Genomic DNA, 20786 nt, shown 5'->3' with positions numbered 1-20786 from the left:
TTTATGCCTTGCCGGCTTCTACCTTGGATTCAACTTGCACCTCAACCTTTTGCCGCAGGCGGATATGCAGTTCGCGCAACTGCTTTTCGTCCACGTCGCTTGGCGCGTCGGTGAGCAGGCACTGGGCACGCTGTGTTTTGGGGAAGGCGATCACGTCGCGGATCGACTCGGCGCCGGTCATCATGGTAACGATGCGGTCGAGACCGAAGGCCAGGCCGCCGTGCGGGGGCGCGCCGTACTTGAGCGCGTCGAGCAGGAAGCCGAATTTGATGCGGGCTTCTTCCTCGCCAATGCCGAGTGCCTTGAACACCTGCTCCTGAATCTCGGCGCGGTGGATACGCACCGAGCCGCCACCGAGTTCCCAGCCGTTGAGCGCCAGGTCGTAGGCCTTGGCCAGGCACTTGCCCGGATCGTTGGCCAGCAGTTCGAGATGCTCGTCCTTCGGGCTGGTGAAGGGGTGGTGGCAGGCCGACCAGCGCTTGTTTTCTTCGTCGTATTCGAACATCGGGAAGTCGACGACCCACAAGGGCTCCCAGGCCTTGCCATTGAGAAAGCCTTTTTCATGGCCGATCTTGACACGCAGTGCACCCAGAGCGTCGTTGACCACCTTGGCCTTGTCGGCGCCGAAAAAGATCAGGTCGCCGGATTGCGCGCCGGTACGCTCGATGACGGTGCGCAGCGAGGCTTCGCTGAGGTTCTTGACGATCGGCGACTGCAGACCGGTTTCGTTGATCTGGGTGACATCATTGACCTTGATGTAGGCCAGCCCCTTGGCCCCGTAGATGGTAACAAACTGGGTGTAGGCGTCGATCTCGCCGCGCGTCAAGGTGGCACCACCTGGAATGCGCAGGGCGGCGATGCGACCGCCTTCGCTGTTGGCAACGCCAGCGAAGACCTTGAAGGCCACTTCCTTGAAAGCGTCGGTGACTTCAGTCAACTCCAGCGTGACGCGCAGATCCGGCTTGTCGGAGCCGTAGCGGTGCATGGCGTCGGCGTAAGTCAGGCGCGGGAAGGGGTTGGGCAGGTCAGCGTCGATCGCCTCCTTGAATACGGTGCGGATCAGCTCTTCCATCAACGTGATGATCTGATCCTCGTTCATGAACGAGGTTTCCATATCGACCTGGGTGAATTCGGGCTGGCGGTCGGCGCGCAGGTCTTCGTCGCGGAAGCATTTGGTGATCTGGTAGTAGCGGTCAAAACCGGCGACCATCAGCAGTTGCTTGAACAACTGCGGTGACTGCGGCAGGGCGAAGAACTGGCCGGGATGCACGCGCGACGGGACCAGGTAATCTCGTGCGCCTTCCGGCGTGCTCTTGGTCAGCATCGGCGTTTCAATATCGATGAAGCCGGCGTCGTCGAGGAAGCGGCGGAAGGCTCGCGCCGTCTTGTAACGCAACTGCATGTTGCGCTGCATGTGCGGGCGGCGCAGGTCGATGACGCGATGCAGCAGGCGGACGTTCTCCGAGAGATTGTCATCGTCAAGCTGGAACGGAGGCGTTACCGAAGGGTTCAGGACTTCGATTTCGTGGCAGAGGATTTCAACCTCGCCGCTCGGCATGTTGGCGTTGATCGTGCCGGCCGGGCGAGCGCGTACCTTGCCGGTAATTTTCAGGCAGAACTCGTTACGCACGGATTCGGCGATGGCGAACATTTCGGGGCGGTCCGGGTCGCAGACGATCTGCGCCAGTCCCTCGCGGTCGCGCAAGTCGACGAAGATGACGCCGCCGTGGTCGCGCCGACGGTGCGCCCAGCCGCAGAGGCTGACTTCCTGACCGATGGTTTGTGAATTGAGTTGACCGCAGTAATGAGTTCGCATGCTTTTTCCGGGGTTACGAAAGCTGGTTGTTGGGGGCGATAAACGGCCGTTTGGGGCGGGCGGGTGGTGCGACAACGCCCATCGAGATAATGTATTTGAGTGCTTCGTCGACGCTCATTTCGAGCTCGATGACATCCTTTTTTTGCAGTATGAGGAAGAAACCGGAGGTCGGGTTCGGAGTCGTCGGGACATAGACGCTGACGTAGTCGCCCTTGAGATGATTGAGCACGTCGCCGCCCGGCTTGCCCGTGAGGAAGGCGATGGTCCACGCCCCTTCGTGTGGGTACTGAATGAGCAATGCCTTGCGGAAGGCCTGTCCGGTCGATGAAAACAGCGTGTCGGATACCTGCTTGACGCTGTTATAGACTGAATTTACAAAGGGGATGCGCGCCAGCAATCGCTCCCACCAGATCACCAGTTTCTGGCCGATGAAATTGGTGGTGACCAGCCCGGTCAGGAGAATGATCGCCAGGGTCAGGATGACACCAGCCCCCGGTATGTTGAACCCAAACAGCGTGTGCGGGTGGATGGCCGTCGGCAACAGGAGCAGCGACTGGTCCATCGTATTGACGATCAGTGATAGTACCCAGGTGGTGATCGCCAGCGGTACCCAGATCAGCAGACCAGTCAGGAAATAGCGCTTGATCAACTGCCCGCGCACGGACAAGCTCCGGTGCCTCCGGCACAGGGAGGGGCGCTTTCCTTGGCTTGTGCCTTGGCGGCAGCAGGGGGCGGACCACCCTTGAAGTCGGTGGCGTACCAGCCGTTACCCTTCAACTGGAAGCCCGCCGATGTGACCTGTTTGGCGTACGTTTCCTCGCCGCATTCAGGGCAGGTGCTTAGCACTGGGTCGCTGAGCTTCTGCAGGTGATCCTTCTGAAAACCGCAGGGATCGCAACGATAAGCATAAATCGGCATGGCAAACCTCTATGAAACGCTCGAAAAACGGGAATTATACCCGAAGGGAGAGCCCATTCGCTGGCTTCGTCAGCAAGCAGATTGGGTTAAAAGCAGTATTTTCAAGCGCCTACATCAGGCGAAGATAGCTCTGCGTGAGATCCTTGCCCCAGAAAAGGGCGAGCAATCCGGCGGCGGCCAGATAGGGGCCGAAGGGAATCGGTATATTGCGACCGCGCTTGGTCAGTACAATCAGAGCAATGCCGACAACCGCGCCGACCAAGGAGGATAGCAGAATGGTCAAGGGCAGGATTTGCCAGCCCAGCCAGGCGCCGAGTGCGGCGAGCAGCTTGAAATCCCCGTAGCCCATGCCTTCCTTGCCGGTGACGAGTTTGAATCCCCAATATACGGACCACAAGGCGAGATAACCGCCCATGGCACCGATCACCGCCGATGGAAGATCGGTAAAGGTGCCAAACAGGTTGAACAGCAGGCCGAGCCAGAGCAGCGGCAAGGTAATCGAGTCAGGCAAGAGCTGAGTGTCAAAATCGATGAAAGTCAGTGCAATCAGGCACCAGATCAACACAATGGCCCCCGCCGCGGCCCCGCCAAAGCCAAAATGCGTGGCCGCCAGTGCGGAAAGTAAGCCAGTCAGTGCTTCGACAATAGGGTAGCGAGGTGAAATCGCTGTATGGCAGCTAGAACACTTGCCGCGCAAGGCCAGCCAGCTGATGAGCGGAATGTTTTCCAGCGCCGTGATCGAGTGGCCGCATTCAGGACAGCGCGAGCGTGGCTTGGCAAGGGAGAACGGTTCACTGTCCGGCGTCTCTTCGCCACGCAGTTCAGCGCACTGGCTATGCCAGTCACGCTCCATCATCTTGGGCAGGCGATGGATGACCACGTTGAGGAAACTGCCGACCAGAAGGCCAAGAATGCCGCAGGAAATACTGAATACGGTCGGATCCAGAAAGCCGGTCAGCCAGCCTTGAGTCATCAGACCACAGCGCCCAGCTTGAAAATCGGCAGGTACATGGCGATCACCATGCCGCCAATCAGTGTTCCCAAGACAACCATGATGATCGGTTCCATCAAACTGGAAAGGGCATCTACCGCATCATCGACTTCTGCTTCGAAGAAGTCAGCTACCTTGCCGAGCATGGCGTCCAGCGCACCGGATTCTTCACCAATGGCTACCATCTGAACGACCATGTTGGGAAACAGTTGAGCGTTCTGCATGGCAGAGGTCAGGCTGGTGCCAGTGCTGACCTCGCTCTGTATTTGCTTTGTCGCGAGCTTGTAGACATAGTTTCCGGCAGCACCGCCGACCGAATCCAGTGACTCCACCAACGGAACGCCAGCAGCGAACATGGTGGACAGGGTGCGCGTCCAGCGGGCAATTACGGATTTTCGAATCAGGCTGCCGAAAACAGGTAAGCGGAGAAGAAACCGATCCATGACAATCTGCATGGGTTCGGAGCGTTTCCAGAAATAAAAGAACGCATAAAATCCACCGCCAATAGCTCCGAAAATTGCCCACCAGTAAGTGACAAAGAAATCCGAAATCGCCATGACAATCAGTGTCGGGGCGGGCAGATCGGCGCCGAAGCTTTTGAATACTTCCTTGAATGCAGGAATGACAAAGATCATGATTACTGCAGTAATGACAAAGGCGACGACGATGATGGCTACGGGGTAAAAAAGTGCGGCTTTGATTTTTGAACGGATGGCGATCATCTTTTCCTTGTACGTCGCCAGTCGCTCCAGCAGGGTCTCAAGAATGCCCGCCTGTTCGCCAGCCGCGATCAGGTTGCAGTAGAGCTGGTCGAAGTGCAGCGGGAATTTGCGGAAAGCCTGCGATAGCGAGCTACCGGTTTCCACATCGGTCTTGATGTCAATCAGAAGCTTGCCGACAGCCGGGTTGTCGTGGCCACGGCCAACGATGTCGAAAGTTTGCAGCAGAGGGACGCCGGCCTTCATCATGGTCGCCAATTGCCGGGTGAACAGGGCGACGTCCTTTTCGGTGACCTTGCCGCCTCTCCTGAAGCTTTGTTTGGAAATCTTGGTGGGAAGAATCCCTTGGCGTCGCAAGGTAGCCTGAACAACGGTTTCGCTTGGAGCGCGTTGTTCTCCACGAATTATCTTTCCAGCCTTGTTCTTCCCGACCCAGAGAAAAGTGTATTCCTTGACTTCCTGGGTGCGCTTTGCCGGTTTTGTTGCGGTCGCCATGCTGTCCCCCTTGGTTGTTCTTTAAGCGTTGGTGCTGCCAAGGACTTCATCAAGTGAGGTGAGTCCTTGCTTGACCTTAAGCAGGCCGGAACGGCGCAAATCGTTGACGCCTTCTTTCTGTGCCTGAACAGCGATGTCCAGTGCCGTCCCGTTGGCCATGATCATGCGTTGTATGTCTTCGGTAATGGGCATGACTTGATAGAGGCCAACCCGTCCCTTGTAGCCACTTCCCTTGCAGCGATCGCATTCTCCCGGGCCGTAAAGAGACCAGCTGCCGTCTAAGTCTGACTCGGTAAACCCCGCATTCAGCAGTGTCTCGATCGGTGTGTCAAGCGGCTTCTTGCAGGTGCACAGGCGGCGTACAAGGCGCTGAGCAGTAATCAGCAGGATGCTCGAAGCGATGTTGAAGGTCGGAATTCCCATGTTCATGAGACGAGTCAGCGTCGATGGGGCATCATTGGTGTGCAGGGTAGAAAGCACCATGTGCCCTGTCTGGGCAGCCTTGATGGAGATTTCCGCTGTTTCCAGGTCGCGGATTTCGCCGACCATGATGATGTCCGGATCCTGCCGCAAGAAGGCTTTGAGTGCGACCGGGAAGGTCAGCCCCTGCCTGTCCTCAATGTTGACCTGATTGATGCCTGGCAAGGGTATTTCCGCCGGGTCTTCTGCCGTAGAAATGTTGATGCCGGGTTTGTTCAGAATATTGAGGCAGGTGTAAAGCGAAACGGTTTTGCCCGACCCGGTCGGGCCGGTAACCAGAACCATGCCGTAAGGGCGCTGAATGGCGTCGAGAAGAAGCGCTTTCTGTACCGGGTCATAACCCAGCGCCTCGATGCCTAGGGTCGCGCTGCTAGGATCAAGGATGCGCAGAACTATTTTTTCACCGTACATGGTCGGCAGGGTGCTGACACGGAAGTCAATCGCCCGGCTCTTGGACAGCACGAGTCGCATTCGACCATCCTGCGGAACGCGTTTCTCGGCGATGTTCAGGCGAGAAATCACCTTGATGCGCGAGGCAATTTTTTCCTTGATGATCAATGGCGGCGAGGCGACTTCGCGCAAAATTCCATCCGTCCGGAAACGGATGCGATAGCTTTTCTCGTAGGGTTCGAAGTGAATGTCGGATGCGCCCTCGTTGATGGCATCAAGCAGCATTTTCTGAATGAACTTGACAACCGGGGCGTCGTCGACCTCAAGGGTTGAGGCTTCGTCAGTCTTTTCCGCCGCATCTTCGTCAGTAAACTCGAGATTGATGTCCTCGTTGGTCAGGTTCTTGAGGGTGTCTTCGGCTGATTCTGAGAGTTTGGCAACCAGGGGAGCGAGTTGGCTCTCGTCAACGATTACCGGGTCGACAGCCATCCCGGTCTGGAAGCGAATCTCGTCAAGCGCGCGCAGGTTGGTCGGATCAGCGATGGCGATCGACAGGCGGTTGCCGCGTTTGTGCAACGGGATGACACGGTGTGTAGCGATCAGCTTGCGGTCAATCGCGTTCTTCTGGATATGTGCGTCGTCGAATGCGTTGAGGTCAAGCAACGGATAGCCAAAGGTATCGGCAGCAAAGCGAGCAATATCAGGCGCACTCGCTTTCCTGCTGCTGACCAATTGCTCGATGAACGAGGTCTTTGTTGCGGCAGCCTGTGTCAGCAAGGCCTCGGCCTCGGCTTCCTTGATTCGGCCGGCTTGGACGAGCGCGCGAGCGAGGCCACTAAGTGATGATTGCTGCGGATTAGCTGCCATAGTTTGCTAAAAGACGCTTGGTAACGTCAGAAATCATGTCTGTGTTGATTGTACAGAAAATGCCAGTTTGATGATGAATTGAGTCGGCCAGTTTTTACAGAAGCAAAGACACGGGGAAGAGGTATTGTATGGGCGAATATATTCTGGGCAGATGTTTAGATGCGGCCGAGCAGGACTTCGGAAACAAAACGGCTGCCAATGTAGGCTAGTAAGAGAAGCAGGAATCCCGCCAAAGTCCAGCGTAGTGCAATGCGCCCCCGCCATCCGTAGGCGCGGCGTCCGATCAACAGAGCTGCAAAAATTCCCCATGAGGCAAAAGCAAACATTGTCTTGTGGTCAAGCAATACGGCTTTTCCAAAAAGTGCTTCTGAAAACATGATTCCGCTACCCAGCGCAACGGTAAGCAGAAAAAAAGCGAGGCCGATCATGCGAAAGAGCAACGCTTCCATGGTCATGAGTGGAGGAAGGCTGGCAAGATACTTGTTGAGTTCCCTGTGGTGCAGTTTTCGTTCGACAAAGCCCATGAACACGGCGTGCATCGCTGACAACGTAAATAGACTATAGGCCAGCATGGCCGCCAGAAAATGCACTTTGAAGCCCCAGGCGTCGATATGTGCAATAGAGTGAACCTGCGGGAAGATGACGGGAAGTACTGCGCAAAGTGCTGCCAGTGGCAGCACCATCGGCTGCAGACCGTCCATGCGCGAGCGGAAGCTTTCCAGCCAGTATATGAGAACGGCCAGCCAGAGCATCAGCGATAGGGCGAAACTGAAAGAGAAGCGCATTCCGCCGGCACCGAACAAGCCATCGTACAAGCCGATACCCTGCAGCGTCAGGGCAATGAAAATTGCCACACGTTCCCACGGCTGCATCGGCAGGGGGACTAGGTGTGTTTCGGTTTCTCGCCAGCGTGTATGCCAGAAATGGAAGCCCAGCGCCGCATACAGCAGGCACGAAGCGATGAGCGGCAGAAGGTGCAGTAGAATGTCCAACATTTATTCAGTCTACACCAAGCGGGAAGCCAAATGCTCGACAACCTGACCCAACGCCTTGCCCGCGTCATGAAGACGCTACGTGGTGAGGCACGCCTTACCGAAGATAATATTGCCGATGCTCTGCGTGAGGTTCGTCTCGCCTTGCTGGAGGCTGACGTTGCACTTCCTGCCGTCAAAGCACTGATCGCTGCCGTCAAGGAAAAAGCGGTTGGTGAGGAAGTGATTGGCTCATTAAGCCCTGGTCAGGCTCTGATCGGCGTGGTTCATCGCGAACTGACGCTACTGATGGGTGAAGCACATAACGGCCTAAACTTGGCTACCCAGCCGCCAGCGATTATTCTCATGGCCGGTTTGCAGGGGGCGGGCAAAACCACCACGGTTGGCAAGTTGGCCAAGCTTTTGCGCGAAACGCAAAAGAAGAAGGTGCTGGTAGTCTCCTGCGACGTTTATCGTCCGGCGGCCATTGAGCAGTTGAAGACCGTTGCCGAACAGGCCGGGGCCGATTTTTTCCCTTCTCTTTCAACAGACAAGCCTGTCGATATCGCACGCAGTGCAGTCGATTGGGCCAAGCGTCACTATCACGATGTGTTGCTCGTCGATACCGCTGGTCGTCTGGCGATCGACGAGGCAATGATGAAGGAGATTGCCGAACTTCATGCGGCAATCGAACCGATAGAAACCCTGTTCGTCGTCGACGCCATGCTGGGTCAGGATGCGATCAACACCGCCAAGGCATTTAGCGAGGCCTTGCCGCTTACCGGAGTCATTCTTACCAAGCTGGATGGCGACGCGCGAGGCGGTGCCGCGCTTTCTGTGCGCCATGTGACCGGGCGACCGATCAAATACGCCGGTGTCGGCGAAAAGCTGTCGGGGCTTGAAGCCTTTCATCCTGAGCGGATGGCCTCGCGCATCCTTGGCATGGGCGATGTTCTGTCGTTGATCGAGGATGCAAAGAAGGGGATTGATGAGCAAAAGGCCGTTGAGTTCGCCAGGAAGCTCAAATCGGGCAAGGGCTTTGATCTTAACGACTTCAAGGAACAGATCGCCCAGATGCGCAAGATGGGCGGGATTTCATCAATGATGGACAAGTTGCCGGCTCAGTTTGCCCAGGCCGCAAGCAAGATGCCCGCTGGAGGCGAAGAAAAAACGATCAGTCGGATTGAAGGCATCATCAATTCGATGACCCCTTCCGAGCGCAGCAAGCCCGAGTTGCTAAAGGCTTCGCGCAAACGCCGTATCGCCTCAGGGGCAGGCGTTCAGGTGCAGGAAGTCAATCGTTTGCTCAAGCAGTTTGAGCAAACGCAAAAAATGATGAAGCAGTTCTCCAAGGGCGGCATGGCCAAGCTGATGCGGGGCATGAAAGGGATGTTGCCCGGAATGGGCTAGGGGCCGTTCTGCCTCTTGAATAGACCCATTGGCTGTGCCAGGCTCCACGCACGAGATTCGGGTATTCGGCTTGCCCCAGGCTCCCGTTGTAACGACCGAGCGCGCGGTAGAGGTCGCCTTGTTCAATGTCCAGATAGTGGCGCAGGATGGTGCAGCCGTAGCGCAGGTTGGTTCGTAAATGAAACAGGTTGTCATCGCTACGACCGATAACCTTCAGCCAGAAGGGCATGACCTGCATGAAGCCCCGCGCGCCGGCTGATGAAACGGCGTATTTCTTGAAACCGCTTTCAACCTGTATCAGACCCAGCACTAGTTGCGGGTCGAGTCCCGCGCGGGTGGCCTCGTAGTGGACTGCACGCAGGAATTCCAGCCGGCTCTCGCGATTGGCGATTCGTTTTTCCAGACGTCCCGACATCTCGGTCAGCCAGTCAATGGCCTCCATCGAGTCAAGAAATGAACTCTTTGGCGGTGCCTGGTCCGAAATGGTGCGCGAAAGTGCTGCTTGTACGCTGGCCGACAGCGGTTCGTACTTTTGTGTTCCGGCAATCGCTGTACAGGGAATCAGGAGAGCCAGTATCAGAATGGCTAGTGGCACAACCTGGCCTTCAGGAAAGCACCGATTTCAGCAACCGGTACCATGGTTAGTTCTGCATCCGTGCGCCCTTTGTACTCAAGTTTGCCTTCCGCCAGACCGCGGTCACCGACGACGACGCGGTGCGGGATGCCGATCAGTTCCATTTCAGCGAACATCACGCCAGGACGTTCGTTCCGGTCATCGAGAAGAACGTCGACACCTGCTGCCATCAGATCTGCATAAAGTGTATCCGCTGCCACTTTTACGGCATCGCTCTTGCTATAGCCCATGGGCACAATGCACACCTCGAAGGGGGCGATGGCCTGGGGGAATATGATTCCTCTATCGTCATGGTTCTGCTCGATGGCGGCACCGACAATGCGTGACACGCCGATCCCGTAGCAGCCCATTTCCATGGTCTGACTCTGGCCGCTTTCGTCGAGGAAGGCGCATTTCAGTGCTTTGGCGTATTTTGTTCGCAACTGGAAGATGTGACCGACTTCAATGCCACGACACAGTTCCAGCGTGCCTTTGCCGTCGGGCGAGGGGTCGCCGGCGACCACGTTCCTAAGATCGGCGATTAAAGCGGGTTCCGGCAGGTCGCGGCCGAAGTTGACGCCGGTGATGTGAAATCCTGCTTCGTTGGCACCGCAAACGAAGTCGCTCATTACAGCCACGCTTCGATCAGCGAACACGGGGATTTTGTTGGTGCCTACCGGGCCAATGTAACCTGGTTTGCAGCCAAGTGCAGCAACGATTTCTTCGTCGTGAGCGAAGCGGAATTCGCCGACGATCTTTTGCGTCTTGACTTCGTTCAAGTCATGGTCGCCGCGTAACAGAATCAGTACGAACTCGGCGGAGCCGTTTTCCTGCTGATTCCGCATGATGGCGATGGCCTTGACCATTTTCATTCCTGTGACATTCAGGAGGGCAGCAACGTCCTCGCACTTGATCTTGCTCGGTGTAGCGACTTTCTTTATGGCCTCGGAAGCTGCAACTCGTGGAGTATCCGGAGCCATTGCTTCGGCCAGTTCGACATTGGCGGCATAGTCCGAGTCGGGGCAGTAGGCCAGTGCGTCTTCCCCAGAATCGGCCAGCACGTGAAATTCGTGCGAGCCGGTGCCGCCGATCGATCCCGTGTCGGCGGCAACAGCACGAAACTTCAAGCCAAGGCGAATGAAAGTCCGCGTGTAGGTCTCGAACATGTTGCGGTACTCGCGCTGCAAGTCCTCGAAACTGGTGTGGAAGGAGTAGCCATCCTTCATCAGGAACTCGCGGCCACGCATCACGCCGAAGCGCGGGCGGATTTCGTCGCGGAACTTCATTTGCACCTGGTAAAAATGCAGGGGCAACTGACGGTAGCTTTTCACTTCCTTGCGTACGACATCGGTGATGACTTCTTCGTGCGTTGGTCCAATAACGAAATCGCGCTGGTGGCGATCCTTCAGTCGCAGCAACTCAGGGCCGTATTTTTCCCAGCGGCCCGATTCCTGCCACAGTTCGGCCGGCTGCACGGCGGGCATCGAAAGCTCAATGGCGCCTGCACGATCCATTTCCTGACGGACGATGTTTTCAACCTTGCGCAACACGCGCAGACCAACCGGCATCCAAGTGTAGATGCCGCCGGCCAGACGTTTGACGAGGCCGGCGCGCAACATTAATTTGTGGCTGACGATCTCGGCGTCTGACGGAGCTTCCTTGAGTGTGGAGATGAAAAATTGCGAGGTACGCATGGGAATCGTATTTCTTGAAATAAAGTTGAGATTTTACAAGACAGATCAGTAGAGTGCGATGCCAATCGTGCTCTGTCGTGTGATTAGGCGTTTCTTTCCATGGCGAGCTTTCCAAGCGATTTGAAATGTGGAAGAATGTATTTGACTAATAATTTAGCAGGTTTACAAAATGCTCGACCGTGAAGGCTATCGCCCCAACGTCGGCATCATCCTATGTAACGCGAAGAATGAGGTTTTTTGGGGCAAGCGTATCCGTGAACATTCATGGCAGTTTCCACAGGGTGGCATCAAACGGGGTGAAACCCCTGAGCAGGCGATGTACCGGGAACTCTACGAAGAGGTTGGCTTGTGTCCCGAACATGTCAGTATCCTTGGCAGAACCAAAGACTGGTTGCGTTACGATGTGCCGATACACTGGGTAAAACGCGAATGGCGTGGCAGTTACAGAGGGCAAAAACAGATATGGTTTTTGCTGCGTCTGGTAGGGCGGGACAGCGATGTTTCCTTGCGCGCCTGTAATCATCCCGAGTTTGATGCATGGCGCTGGAATCATTATTGGGTAGCGCTCGATGCAGTAATCGAGTTTAAACGCCAAGTGTATGAGGAGGCATTGAACGAACTCGCACGCTTTCTCGATGCTGATCACCGTCGTCCACGTCATGAAGGTGTACGTACCTGAGCGTTTGGTGGGAGTGGGTGAGGTCGAGTGCTGAAAAATAGCGTTGTTTCGTTTTTTTCCGTGCGAGTTTGTTGATTCAACTGGAGCGTTGTTTCAATGTTTTTTTTTAAAACTATAGAGTGGTTTTTTGCCCTCGCTCTGGCATTGTTGTCAGCACAATCGTTGGCGGATAGTTTTGACAACCAGTATGAGGAAAAGCCTTGGGCTGAAATTGAAGTGCAACTCCCAGCTTTCCCTGAGAAAGCCGACCTGATCCCGTTTCAGGTAGGCGCGATAACCGATACCAAGTATCTGATCGATGGAAATTCGCTGTCTGTTGGCTCCGATGGCGTTCTGCGTTATACATTAATCGTGATCAGTTCCGCAGGGGCGCAGAACATCAGTTATGAAGGTTTGCGCTGCGCTACCGCAGAGCGCAGGTTTTATGCGTTTGGCCGATCAGACAAGACTTGGTCAAAGGCGCGGCGTAATCAATGGGTCAAGATTCAAGGTGATAGCAACAATCATCACGTCGAGCTTTATGCCAATTACTTTTGCTCTGTTGGCACCGCTTTAATCAAGAATGCCGACGATGCTCGCCGGGCGTTGCGCTACGGCGGTAAACCCTTGGCGGCACGTCCTTAGTTTTTCGTTTTAGGCAATATCCGCTGATAGGACTCGTAATGCTTGATCCCATCATTCTGGGGTTTGATAGAGCTTTGCGCACTCTTTTTTCTGCTGCGTCGACAACTCGTAGCATGCCTGGGGGAGAGTGTGTTGAGCCGGAATTGTCTGCGGAAGACAGAGCGCACGCGGGGGCCTTGATGCGGATCAATCATGTCGGAGAAGTCTGTGCGCAGGCGCTTTATCAGGGCCAGGCGCTGATTTGTCACGATCCGGAGATTCGGCAGGCTATGAATAAGGCAGCCTACGAGGAAACCGAGCATCTGGATTGGACTGCGCGGCGAATCAATGAACTGGACGCGCGCAAGAGTTTGTTAAACCCTTTGTGGTATCTGGGGGCGCTGTCGCTGGGTGTATTTGCCGGGAAACTTGGGGATGCCTGGAGTCTGGGTTTTCTTGCCGAGACTGAACGACAGGTTGAAACTCATCTTGACCACCATTTGTCCGAGTTGCCGACGGAAGATGTCAAGTCTCTGGCGATTGTTCTGCAAATGAAGATTGATGAGAAATCTCATGCCGAGATGGCGGTTCGCCTCGGCGCACGTGAACTGCCCACCATTGTCAAGAAAACCATGCGACTAATGGCAGGAGTAATGACCCGTACCTCCTACTACCTCTAAGAAATCTCTGAAAATTCGGTTTGCACACTGGTCGCTGAGAAAACTCCTGACGATATCTTGACGCCAATCGAGTTAATCTTCCACGATATCGAAGTGGTGGGTGATTTCGACTGTCTTACCAAGCATGATTGAAGCTGAGCAATACTTGCCTTTGGATAGTTCGATTCGCGTGCAACTGCATCGGGTTTCAGTTGTTTTCCGCTAATCCGGGGGTGGGAATGAATCCGGGTGAATGCTTTTGGCCCTGTATGGCACGTTCTGCCTGCATCCGCCGCTGCCGGCAACCAGCATTTCCATCGGTCGTGGAGCCAGATTTTTTCGCCTGCTTCAGGGTATGCATCGATTACCACAGGGTGATTGCTTCCAGTGTCAGTGTCGGTCAGAAACGACATGCCGTCTCCGATCCATTTCACCTTGCACATGCAGGCCACGTTATTTCAAAATACATCGATTTTAGGCGAAGGCGTGTGGCATTTTTAATGCTCGTCAGGGAGGATGTTGCGGTGCAATAAAATTGCTGTCAAAATGCTTTTTTAGAATGATATTCTGCAATTTACTATTTTGAAATGCATTATATTATTTTATTTTAAGTCTATGAAACGAATAACATTAAATAATCATTGTTCCGGGTGGCGAATGGTTTGGTGATGTGACTGGTCGAACAATACTGTCTTGATCTTCGTAGCTGGTTAAGGCATAATTCAAACATCTTGTTGTTTTTGTGTTTTGATTTTTCAGTGTGTTTTAGATTTGTCTCCTCCACCCTCCTCCTTTGGTGTGGATTTAACGCGACTCATACGGGTCGCGTTTTTTTTGCCTACATTCTAAACAGCGATTGACATGATTCGTCAATTTGCAATAAGATGCTCGGCTTTCCGTTATCAGGCATACAAGGACGGCGTTTTAAATGAAGACTTTCTCCGCCAAATCGCATGAAGTTAAGCGCGAGTGGCTCGTAGTTGATGCCACTGACAAGGTGCTTGGCCGCCTTGCTACTGAAATCGCTCGTCGCTTGCGTGGTAAGCACAAACCAGAATTTACTCCTCACGTGGATACCGGCGATTACATCGTCGTGACGAATGTGGAGAAGTTGCGCGTCACCGGCAACAAGGCTGAAGACAAGGTGTACTACCGACACACGGGGTACCCAGGCGGTATTTACGAAACCAACTTCACCAAGATGCAGCAGCGTTTCCCTGGCCGCGTCCTGGAAAAGGCTGTCAAAGGCATGCTCCCGAAGGGGCCTCTTGGTTACGCGATGCTCAAGAAAATGAAGTGCTACGCGGGTGATACACATCCACACGCTGCCCAGCAGCCAAAAGTTCTGGAACTTTAAGGGGTCGAAATGGCTGAAAATTTTTACTACGGCACCGGCCGTCGCAAAAGCGCCGTAGCACGCGTTTTCATGAAACGTGGCACTGGCAATATCGTCGTTAATGGCAAGCCTGTTGACGAATTTTTCTCCCGTGTTACGGGTCGCATGATCGTTCGTCAACCGCTAGTGTTAGTTGAACAAACTTCTAGTTTTGACATTCTCGTCAATGTTGCCGGTGGTGGTGAGTCTGGTCAGGCTGGTGCTGTTCGTCACGGCATTACCCGCGCCCTGATTGAATACGATGCAGAGCTCAAGCCAGCGTTGTCGAAGGCCGGTTTTGTTACGCGTGATGCCCGTGAGGTTGAGCGTAAGAAGGTCGGTCTGCACAAAGCACGTCGCCGTAAGCAGTTCTCCAAGCGTTAATCGATACTGGATTCTGTTACGCATCAAAAGCCGCCTTAGGGTGGCTTTTGTGTTTTTGGGGCGTGCGGACTATCATTCCACACCTTTTGAGGAGGATTTAATGGTCAAGGTTGGAATTGTTGGCGGTACCGGTTATACGGGTGTTGAGTTGTTGCGCTTGCTTGCACAGCACGCTGAGGTTGAACTCGTCGCAATTACTTCACGCGGAGATGCAGGAACTGCTGTTTCCAGTATGTTTCCGAGTCTACGGGGGCGTGTTGATCTGAGATTTGAAGATCCAGCGGCCGCTAATCTGAAATCCTGTGATCTTGTTTTTTTTGCCACACCGAATGGCGTGGCCATGCAACAGGCGCCCGAGTTGCTCAATGCCGGGGTTCGCGTCGTCGACCTTGCCGCAGATTTTCGCATTACCGATGTCGCCGACTGGGAAAAATGGTACGGCATGCAGCACACCAGCCCGGAATGGGTGGCTGAAGCTGTCTATGGTTTGCCTGAAGTCAATCGCGCTGCTATTCGTTCTGCACGCTTGGTGGCTAACCCTGGGTGTTATCCAACCGCTGTGCAATTGGGATTCATGCCGCTTGTAGAGTCAGGGTTGGTTGATCTTGAACATTTGATCGCAGATGCCAAGTCCGGAGTTTCCGGTGCTGGGCGCAAAGCTGAGGTGTCATCGTTGTTCTCCGAAGCGTCTGACAATTTCAAGGCTTATGGTGTCCCAGGGCATCGGCACTTGCCTGAAATTCGGCAGGGCTTGTCGCGAATTGCAGGACGCGCCATTGGTTTGACCTTCGTGCCGCATCTGACGCCATTGATTCGCGGAATCCATGCCACACTTTACGCTCAGATCAAGGGGGAAGGCGATTTCCAGTCCATCTTTGAGAAGCGCTACGCAGACGAGCCCTTTGTTGATATCTTACCGATGAATTCGCATCCGGATACACGTTCGGTTCGCGCGGCGAATATTTGCCGTATTGCGGTACACAGACCACAGGGCGGAGATACGCTGGTGGTGCTCTCCGTTATCGATAACCTTGTCAAGGGAGCGGCTGGTCAGGCCGTACAGAACATGAACATCATGTTTGGACTGCCGGAAACTGACGGACTATGGCAACTCCCGGTGCTTCCGTAAGGCTTAAGCGTCTTCGTCAGCGCTTTGGCATCAATGCGCCGAGGCTGGCAATCAGAACGTATGTGGCTTGGTACTGGCGTGCACTGGCATCAATTACGATTTTGTCAGTTTCATTGGCGCTCGCTGCGTGGATCTATGATGCAGGAAGGCGCATTGCCGGGTTCCAAAGCAATGAGTCGATTAGGGAGATTCAGTCACTCAGAAATCATCTTATGGAACTTGATGCCGAGTTGACCAAATTGCGCAGCCTCGCAGGATCAGGTGAAAGCAGCCTACAGATAGAGCGTGCTACACAAAAGCAGTTGTCCCTACAGGCGAAGGCTCTCGAAGCGGAGAACGCTATTTTGAAAGAGGATCTGGCGTTTTTCGAAGGCCTGATGCCAACTTCCGAGGCTGGAGATGAGGTTGGGGCCAGGATTGATCACCTGAGGATTGAACCGAGCGGCGTTTTGGGCGAGTATCGGTATCGTATGCTGGTGGTCAATAACGCTGGCCGCCAGGCCAGAGAGATCAAGGGTGCGCTTCAGATTTTGGTCAAAGTGCAGCAGGGTGGCAAAGATGTTATGATCATCCTGCCTTCTGCGACAGAGCCAAACCCCCAGCGTTTTCGTTTCGAAATCAAGCACTTTCATCGGCTTGAAGGCGTTTTCTCTGTCCCCTCAGAGGTAGTAGTAAAAGAGGTCGAAGCGCGCTTTCTGCAGGATAGTATCGTACGCGCAAGGCAGTCCGTGAATCTCTAGATGGAGAAACCATGTTCGGTATAAAAAAAGGTAGAGCTACTAAGAATAGTATTGATAGCCTCATCGGTGCCGGTACCCGTGTAGAGGGGAATGTGATCTTTTCCGGTGGCCTGCGCATTGACGGCGCGGTTCACGGCAACATCAGTAGTGAAAATGGCGAAGGAACACTAGTTGTCAGCGAAAAGGCGAGCGTAGAGGGCGCTATCTCGGTCGGCCACGTGGTTATCAACGGAACCGTTATAGGCCCGGTGTTTGCTGGTGAATCGCTGGAACTCTTGTCCGCAGCCCGTGTCACAGGTGATGTCGAATATATTCAGATCGAAATGCAGCAAGGATCTGTAATACAGGGGCGTCTTGTACATCAGATAAGCGCCAAGACTGTAGAACTCAAGCTGGCATCCAGTAACTAGGCTAAGGCAGTTTCTGGAACAGTTTTAAACGCGAGAATTGGGAGGTAATGGTAATGAATACAGCGACGGATATTCCCCTGCCGTTTGTTTTTACGGATAGTGCAGCCAACAAGGTCAAGGATCTGATTGCGGAAGAAGGAAATCCGGATTTGAAGCTCCGTGTCTTCGTAACAGGTGGTGGGTGCTCAGGCTTCCAGTATGGTTTTACTTTTGATGAGGTTGCCAACGAAGACGATACCTCCTTGCAGAAGAACGGAGTCACGCTCTTGGTCGACCCGATGAGTTACCAGTATCTTGTTGGCGCTGAGATTGACTATACGGAAGGGCTGGAGGGCTCTCAGTTCGTGATCAAGAACCCTAATGCGTCATCGACTTGTGGTTGCGGTTCGTCCTTCACCGCCTGAATCTCTAGTCTAGTGATGAAAAAAAGGCGACCAAGGCCGCCTTTTTTATTGCAGAGCACGGAACTGATAAGTATCGCTCGGGTGTGTCGCTATTCAATCGCTGCGAGATTGATTTGTTTTGCTAGAACGAGATGCGCCCGAAGCGGTTCGGTGGCGGTCCTGAATTGACTTATTTGTGATGCCTCAAGCGGAATCGCACCAGGTAGCGTTACAGCCAGCGGATTGACCTGCTGGGAATTGACACGGAATTCGTAGTGAAGATGCGGTCCTGAAGATAGTCCAGTTTGCCCCACGTAACCTATGGTATCGCCCTGATTGACCCGTGCCCCTCTTCGAATTCCGGCAGCAAACCCGTTAAGGTGGCCATAGGCCGTCGAGTAGGTGCCTTGGTGTTTGAGGATAATCAGGTTGCCGTAGCCGCCTTGGCGCCCAGAAAATTCGACGGTTGCATCAGCAACAGAGCGAACATGGGTGCCCGTTGGAGCACCGTAATCAACCCCTTTGTGGGCGCGTGAGATTTGCAGCACAGGGTGAAGTCTTGAACTCGAAAAACCTGATGTGACTCGGGAAAACTCCAATGGTGAGCGGAGAAAAGCCTTACGAAGGTTTTTTCCCGCTGCCGTGTAGTACCCCCCTTTTCCAACTTCTGACTGGAACCAATAAGCACTATACGTCTTTTGATTGTTGGTAAACTCGGCAGAGAGAATGCGACCACTGCGAATGGGCTGTCCGCGGTGGGTGAGGGATTCATATACGAGCGAAAAGCGATCGCCTCTGCGCAAGTCGCGATAAAAATCAATATCCCCACTGAAAATTTCAGCCAGTTGAGTTGCTATCGCATCGGGTATCCCTACCGCGTCAGTGGCGTTAAACAGCGAGCTACTGATCTCGCCAGATTTGACGACTGTTTGTGCTTCTAGGCTCAACGCCTGTTCGCTAGAAAAAAAGCTATTGTCGCGCTTCTCGACGACCAGCATCGCATCCTTGTTGTTGAGGGGAAAATAAAGCGCAATCAGCTTCCCATGTTCTCCAGTTTTTGCAGTTACAACCTTGCCGGGGCGAAGTTGGCGTGAGATGGCTTGGGTTTCCCGATTCTTGAGCATGAATTCCAAGGCATCCTGATCCAAAATTCCGAGGCGAGCCATCAGACTTGAAACTGTGTCTGAACGTAAAATCAGCTCTTCGCGCAGAAATGTTGCGCTTTCAGTATTGTTAAGTGTGCCAGGATGCGTGGTCAATAGTTCAAGGACTGTCTGCAGTTGAACATGGTTGTCGTTGCTAGAGGGAGCAAGTGCAAACGCCGCCATCATGCCGAATAATGCAACGCCACCAACGCCTGCTGCAGCCCAGTGGTGCCTAAGCAATCGTTCGATCGCTGGAAGGGAATGCGCTAGAATCCTGCTCTTCTGTTTTTCCATTAACTGCTACCGAGAAAAATCACACTGCAGTTTACCAAAAAAGACTCCACAAGAACATTCTCTTGGGAGCAAATGATAGAGGCTTTGCATGTTAAGTATTGAAGACAGTCTTGCTCTGATTAAATGCGGGGCTGATGAGTTGCTGATTGAGGCTGAACTGGTCGATAGACTGAAAAGTGGTCGGCCACTACGTATCAAGGCTGGTTTTGATCCGACAGCCCCTGATCTGCATTTGGGGCATACCGTTCTGATCAACAAGTTGAGGCATTTCCAAGATCTGGGTCACCATGTGATGTTTTTGATCGGGGATTTTACCGGGATGATTGGTGACCCTACCGGAAAGAATTCAACTCGACCGCCGCTGTCTCGTGAGCAAATACTTGCCAACGCCGTAACCTATCAGGAGCAGGTATTCAAGATACTCGACCCTCAAAAGACCGAGATCTGCTTCAATTCAACCTGGTTCGAGCCGCTCGGTGCGTCTGGAATGATTCGACTGGCGGCTTTGCACACCGTTGCCCGCATGCTGGAGCGTGACGACTTTGCCAAGCGTTATCGGGGGGGGCTACCTATCGCAATTCACGAGTTCCTTTACCCTCTCTGCCAAGGGTACGACTCCGTCGCGATGAAGGCCGATGTAGAAATCGGCGGTACGGATCAGAAATTTAACCTTCTTGTCGGACGTGAACTTCAGAAACACTATGGTCAGGCTCCGCAGTGCGTTTTGATGATGCCTTTGCTGGAGGGATTGGACGGCGTTAACAAGATGTCCAAGTCGCTGGGGAATTATGTTGGGATCAATGAGCCGCCACGCGAAATTTTCGGCAAGCTCATGTCTGTATCTGATGACCTAATGTGGCGATACTTCGAGCTTCTATCCTTCCGCGCCATCGGAGAAGTGGCTGGATTCAAGCGCGAGATAGCGGCTGGACGCAACCCACGCGATGTCAAGGTGCTTCTTGCTCAGGAAATTGTTGCCCGGTTTCACGGGGCTTCTGCAGCGGTGGATGCCCTTTCTGACTTTGATGCTCGTTTTCGTCAAGGTGCGATTCCTGACGATATTCGCGAAGTGGTACTGGATTCTGTAGATGGAGTGTTGGGAATTGCTCAGATTCTCAGGCAATCCGGATTGATGGCAAGTACCTCGGAAGCTCTGCGCATGATCGGGCAGGGGGGGGTCAGGGTCGATGGAACGAAAATTGAAGATAAAAATCTCGCCTTTCCGGCGCAAAGCGATTTTGTATTGCAAGTTGGGAAGCGAAAATTCGCGCGCGTGAAAATTAGCTGAACCTTTAAAAACAAGGCCTTGGCGACTTAGGGTGAAATAGTTTCAAATTTGTTTCGTGAAAGTGTTGACGCTCCAGTTTAGCTCTGTATAATTCGCATCTTTCCTTGGTAACGCAAGGGTTAAATAGTAAGGAAATCAATGGGTTACGTTATTTCTGTTAGCGCTTCGGCGGTTCCAGACTAAATTCTGAAAAGAGTTGACGCAATCAAAAACGTCGTTATAATACGCCCCTTCGCTGCTGAAGCACTGCAGCAAATCAGCAAGTAGCTGATTTAAAAGCTCTTTAACAACATGACAATCGATAGGTGTGGGTTCTTGTTTTAGCTGATTATG

Annotated in this window: 22 protein-coding genes; 11 read left to right on the top strand and 11 right to left on the bottom strand. The window is 53.7% G+C overall.

The window, feature by feature from the left end:
• Nucleotide 1: 1 nt before the first annotated feature.
• The 7 genes from aspS to ACOYNV_RS02045 form a co-directional block, all read right to left on the bottom strand.
• On the bottom strand, nt 2-1816 hold the full coding sequence (gene aspS, locus ACOYNV_RS02075; RefSeq protein WP_422898072.1) for an aspartate--tRNA ligase: 1815 nt from the start codon (nt 1814-1816) through the stop codon (nt 2-4).
• Between the two features lie 13 nt (nt 1817-1829).
• On the bottom strand, nt 1830-2462 hold the full coding sequence (locus ACOYNV_RS02070; RefSeq protein ID WP_422898134.1) for a DUF502 domain-containing protein: 633 nt from the start codon (nt 2460-2462) through the stop codon (nt 1830-1832).
• Nucleotides 2462-2734, bottom strand: coding sequence for an FmdB family zinc ribbon protein (locus ACOYNV_RS02065; protein WP_422898071.1), 273 nt, complete (start codon nt 2732-2734; stop codon nt 2462-2464). Before ACOYNV_RS02065 ends, ACOYNV_RS02070 begins: the two co-directional genes overlap by 1 nt.
• Before the next feature lie 109 nt (nt 2735-2843).
• Nucleotides 2844-3707 carry a prepilin peptidase gene (locus ACOYNV_RS02060; protein ID WP_422898070.1) on the bottom strand — a complete coding sequence of 288 codons (864 nt, stop codon included), beginning with the start codon at nt 3705-3707 and terminating at the stop codon, nt 2844-2846.
• Complete coding sequence (locus tag ACOYNV_RS02055; RefSeq protein WP_422898069.1) at nt 3707-4939, bottom strand: type II secretion system F family protein; 1233 nt, start codon at nt 4937-4939, stop codon at nt 3707-3709. The genes ACOYNV_RS02060 and ACOYNV_RS02055 overlap by 1 nt, the downstream gene beginning before the upstream one ends.
• 21 nt (nt 4940-4960) lie before the next feature.
• Nucleotides 4961-6676, bottom strand: coding sequence for a type IV-A pilus assembly ATPase PilB (gene pilB, locus ACOYNV_RS02050; RefSeq protein ID WP_422898068.1), 1716 nt, complete (start codon nt 6674-6676; stop codon nt 4961-4963).
• A 155-nt stretch (nt 6677-6831) separates the two neighbouring features.
• Nucleotides 6832-7671: a cytochrome C assembly family protein gene (locus tag ACOYNV_RS02045; protein WP_422898067.1), complete on the bottom strand. Its 840-nt coding sequence runs from the start codon at nt 7669-7671 to the stop codon at nt 6832-6834.
• Nucleotides 7672-7701: 30 nt separating this feature from the next.
• Between ACOYNV_RS02045 and ffh the strand changes: the two genes are divergently transcribed.
• Nucleotides 7702-9057 (top strand): signal recognition particle protein, encoded by a 1356-nt coding sequence (gene ffh, locus ACOYNV_RS02040; protein WP_422898066.1) that lies wholly within the window; start codon nt 7702-7704, stop codon nt 9055-9057.
• Here the strand turns inward: ffh and ACOYNV_RS02035 are convergent.
• Nucleotides 8954-9652 carry a lytic transglycosylase domain-containing protein gene (locus ACOYNV_RS02035; protein WP_422898065.1) on the bottom strand — a complete coding sequence of 233 codons (699 nt, stop codon included), beginning with the start codon at nt 9650-9652 and terminating at the stop codon, nt 8954-8956. The genes ffh and ACOYNV_RS02035 overlap by 104 nt on opposite strands.
• Nucleotides 9643-11364, bottom strand: a complete 1722-nt coding sequence (locus ACOYNV_RS02030; protein ID WP_422898064.1) for a proline--tRNA ligase — start codon at nt 11362-11364, stop codon at nt 9643-9645. Before ACOYNV_RS02030 ends, ACOYNV_RS02035 begins: the two co-directional genes overlap by 10 nt.
• A 169-nt stretch (nt 11365-11533) precedes the next feature.
• On the opposite strand from ACOYNV_RS02030, the gene ACOYNV_RS02025 reads away from it, so the two are divergent.
• From ACOYNV_RS02025 to erpA, 9 genes are all read left to right on the top strand, one after another.
• On the top strand, nt 11534-12043 hold the full coding sequence (locus ACOYNV_RS02025) for an RNA pyrophosphohydrolase (protein WP_422898063.1): 510 nt from the start codon (nt 11534-11536) through the stop codon (nt 12041-12043).
• Between the two features lie 96 nt (nt 12044-12139).
• The gene (locus ACOYNV_RS02020) at nt 12140-12667 is read left to right on the top strand and encodes a CNP1-like family protein (RefSeq protein ID WP_422898062.1); all 528 of its coding nucleotides are present in this window, start codon (nt 12140-12142) and stop codon (nt 12665-12667) included.
• Nucleotides 12668-12705: 38 nt separating this feature from the next.
• Nucleotides 12706-13326, top strand: a complete 621-nt coding sequence (coq7, locus tag ACOYNV_RS02015; RefSeq protein ID WP_422898061.1) for a 2-polyprenyl-3-methyl-6-methoxy-1,4-benzoquinone monooxygenase — start codon at nt 12706-12708, stop codon at nt 13324-13326.
• A 907-nt stretch (nt 13327-14233) separates the two neighbouring features.
• Nucleotides 14234-14662, top strand: a complete 429-nt coding sequence (gene rplM, locus ACOYNV_RS02010; RefSeq protein ID WP_422898060.1) for a 50S ribosomal protein L13 — start codon at nt 14234-14236, stop codon at nt 14660-14662.
• A 9-nt stretch (nt 14663-14671) separates the two neighbouring features.
• Nucleotides 14672-15064, top strand: a complete 393-nt coding sequence (gene rpsI, locus ACOYNV_RS02005; RefSeq protein ID WP_422898059.1) for a 30S ribosomal protein S9 — start codon at nt 14672-14674, stop codon at nt 15062-15064.
• 100 nt (nt 15065-15164) lie between these two features.
• On the top strand, nt 15165-16193 hold the full coding sequence (gene argC / locus ACOYNV_RS02000) for an N-acetyl-gamma-glutamyl-phosphate reductase (protein ID WP_422898133.1): 1029 nt from the start codon (nt 15165-15167) through the stop codon (nt 16191-16193).
• The gene (locus tag ACOYNV_RS01995; RefSeq protein ID WP_422898058.1) at nt 16169-16933 is read left to right on the top strand and encodes a DUF6776 family protein; all 765 of its coding nucleotides are present in this window, start codon (nt 16169-16171) and stop codon (nt 16931-16933) included. Before argC ends, ACOYNV_RS01995 begins: the two co-directional genes overlap by 25 nt.
• Nucleotides 16934-16944: 11 nt before the next feature.
• On the top strand, nt 16945-17343 hold the full coding sequence (locus ACOYNV_RS01990) for a bactofilin family protein (RefSeq protein ID WP_422898057.1): 399 nt from the start codon (nt 16945-16947) through the stop codon (nt 17341-17343).
• A gap of 53 nt (nt 17344-17396) precedes the next feature.
• Nucleotides 17397-17747 (top strand): iron-sulfur cluster insertion protein ErpA, encoded by a 351-nt coding sequence (erpA, locus tag ACOYNV_RS01985; protein ID WP_422898056.1) that lies wholly within the window; start codon nt 17397-17399, stop codon nt 17745-17747.
• An 89-nt stretch (nt 17748-17836) separates the two neighbouring features.
• Here erpA and ACOYNV_RS01980 read toward each other — a convergent pair whose 3' ends face one another.
• Nucleotides 17837-19165 carry a peptidoglycan DD-metalloendopeptidase family protein gene (locus ACOYNV_RS01980; RefSeq protein WP_422898055.1) on the bottom strand — a complete coding sequence of 443 codons (1329 nt, stop codon included), beginning with the start codon at nt 19163-19165 and terminating at the stop codon, nt 17837-17839.
• Nucleotides 19166-19253: 88 nt separating this feature from the next.
• Here ACOYNV_RS01980 and tyrS point away from each other — a divergent pair, with 88 nt between their 5' ends.
• Nucleotides 19254-20453, top strand: a complete 1200-nt coding sequence (gene tyrS, locus ACOYNV_RS01975) for a tyrosine--tRNA ligase (protein WP_422898054.1) — start codon at nt 19254-19256, stop codon at nt 20451-20453.
• Nucleotides 20454-20588: 135 nt separating this feature from the next.
• On the opposite strand, the gene ACOYNV_RS01970 is transcribed toward tyrS, so the two are convergent.
• A partial coding sequence (locus tag ACOYNV_RS01970) for a hypothetical protein (protein WP_422898053.1) occupies nt 20589-20786 on the bottom strand: 198 nt, incomplete at its 5' end.

Origin of the sequence: Propionivibrio sp. (assembly GCF_049316945.1) — a bacterium.
Lineage (GTDB): Bacteria > Pseudomonadota > Gammaproteobacteria > Burkholderiales > Rhodocyclaceae > Propionivibrio.
Note: the sequence above shows the minus strand (reverse complement) of the source record. Positions and strands in the feature narration are given on the sequence as shown.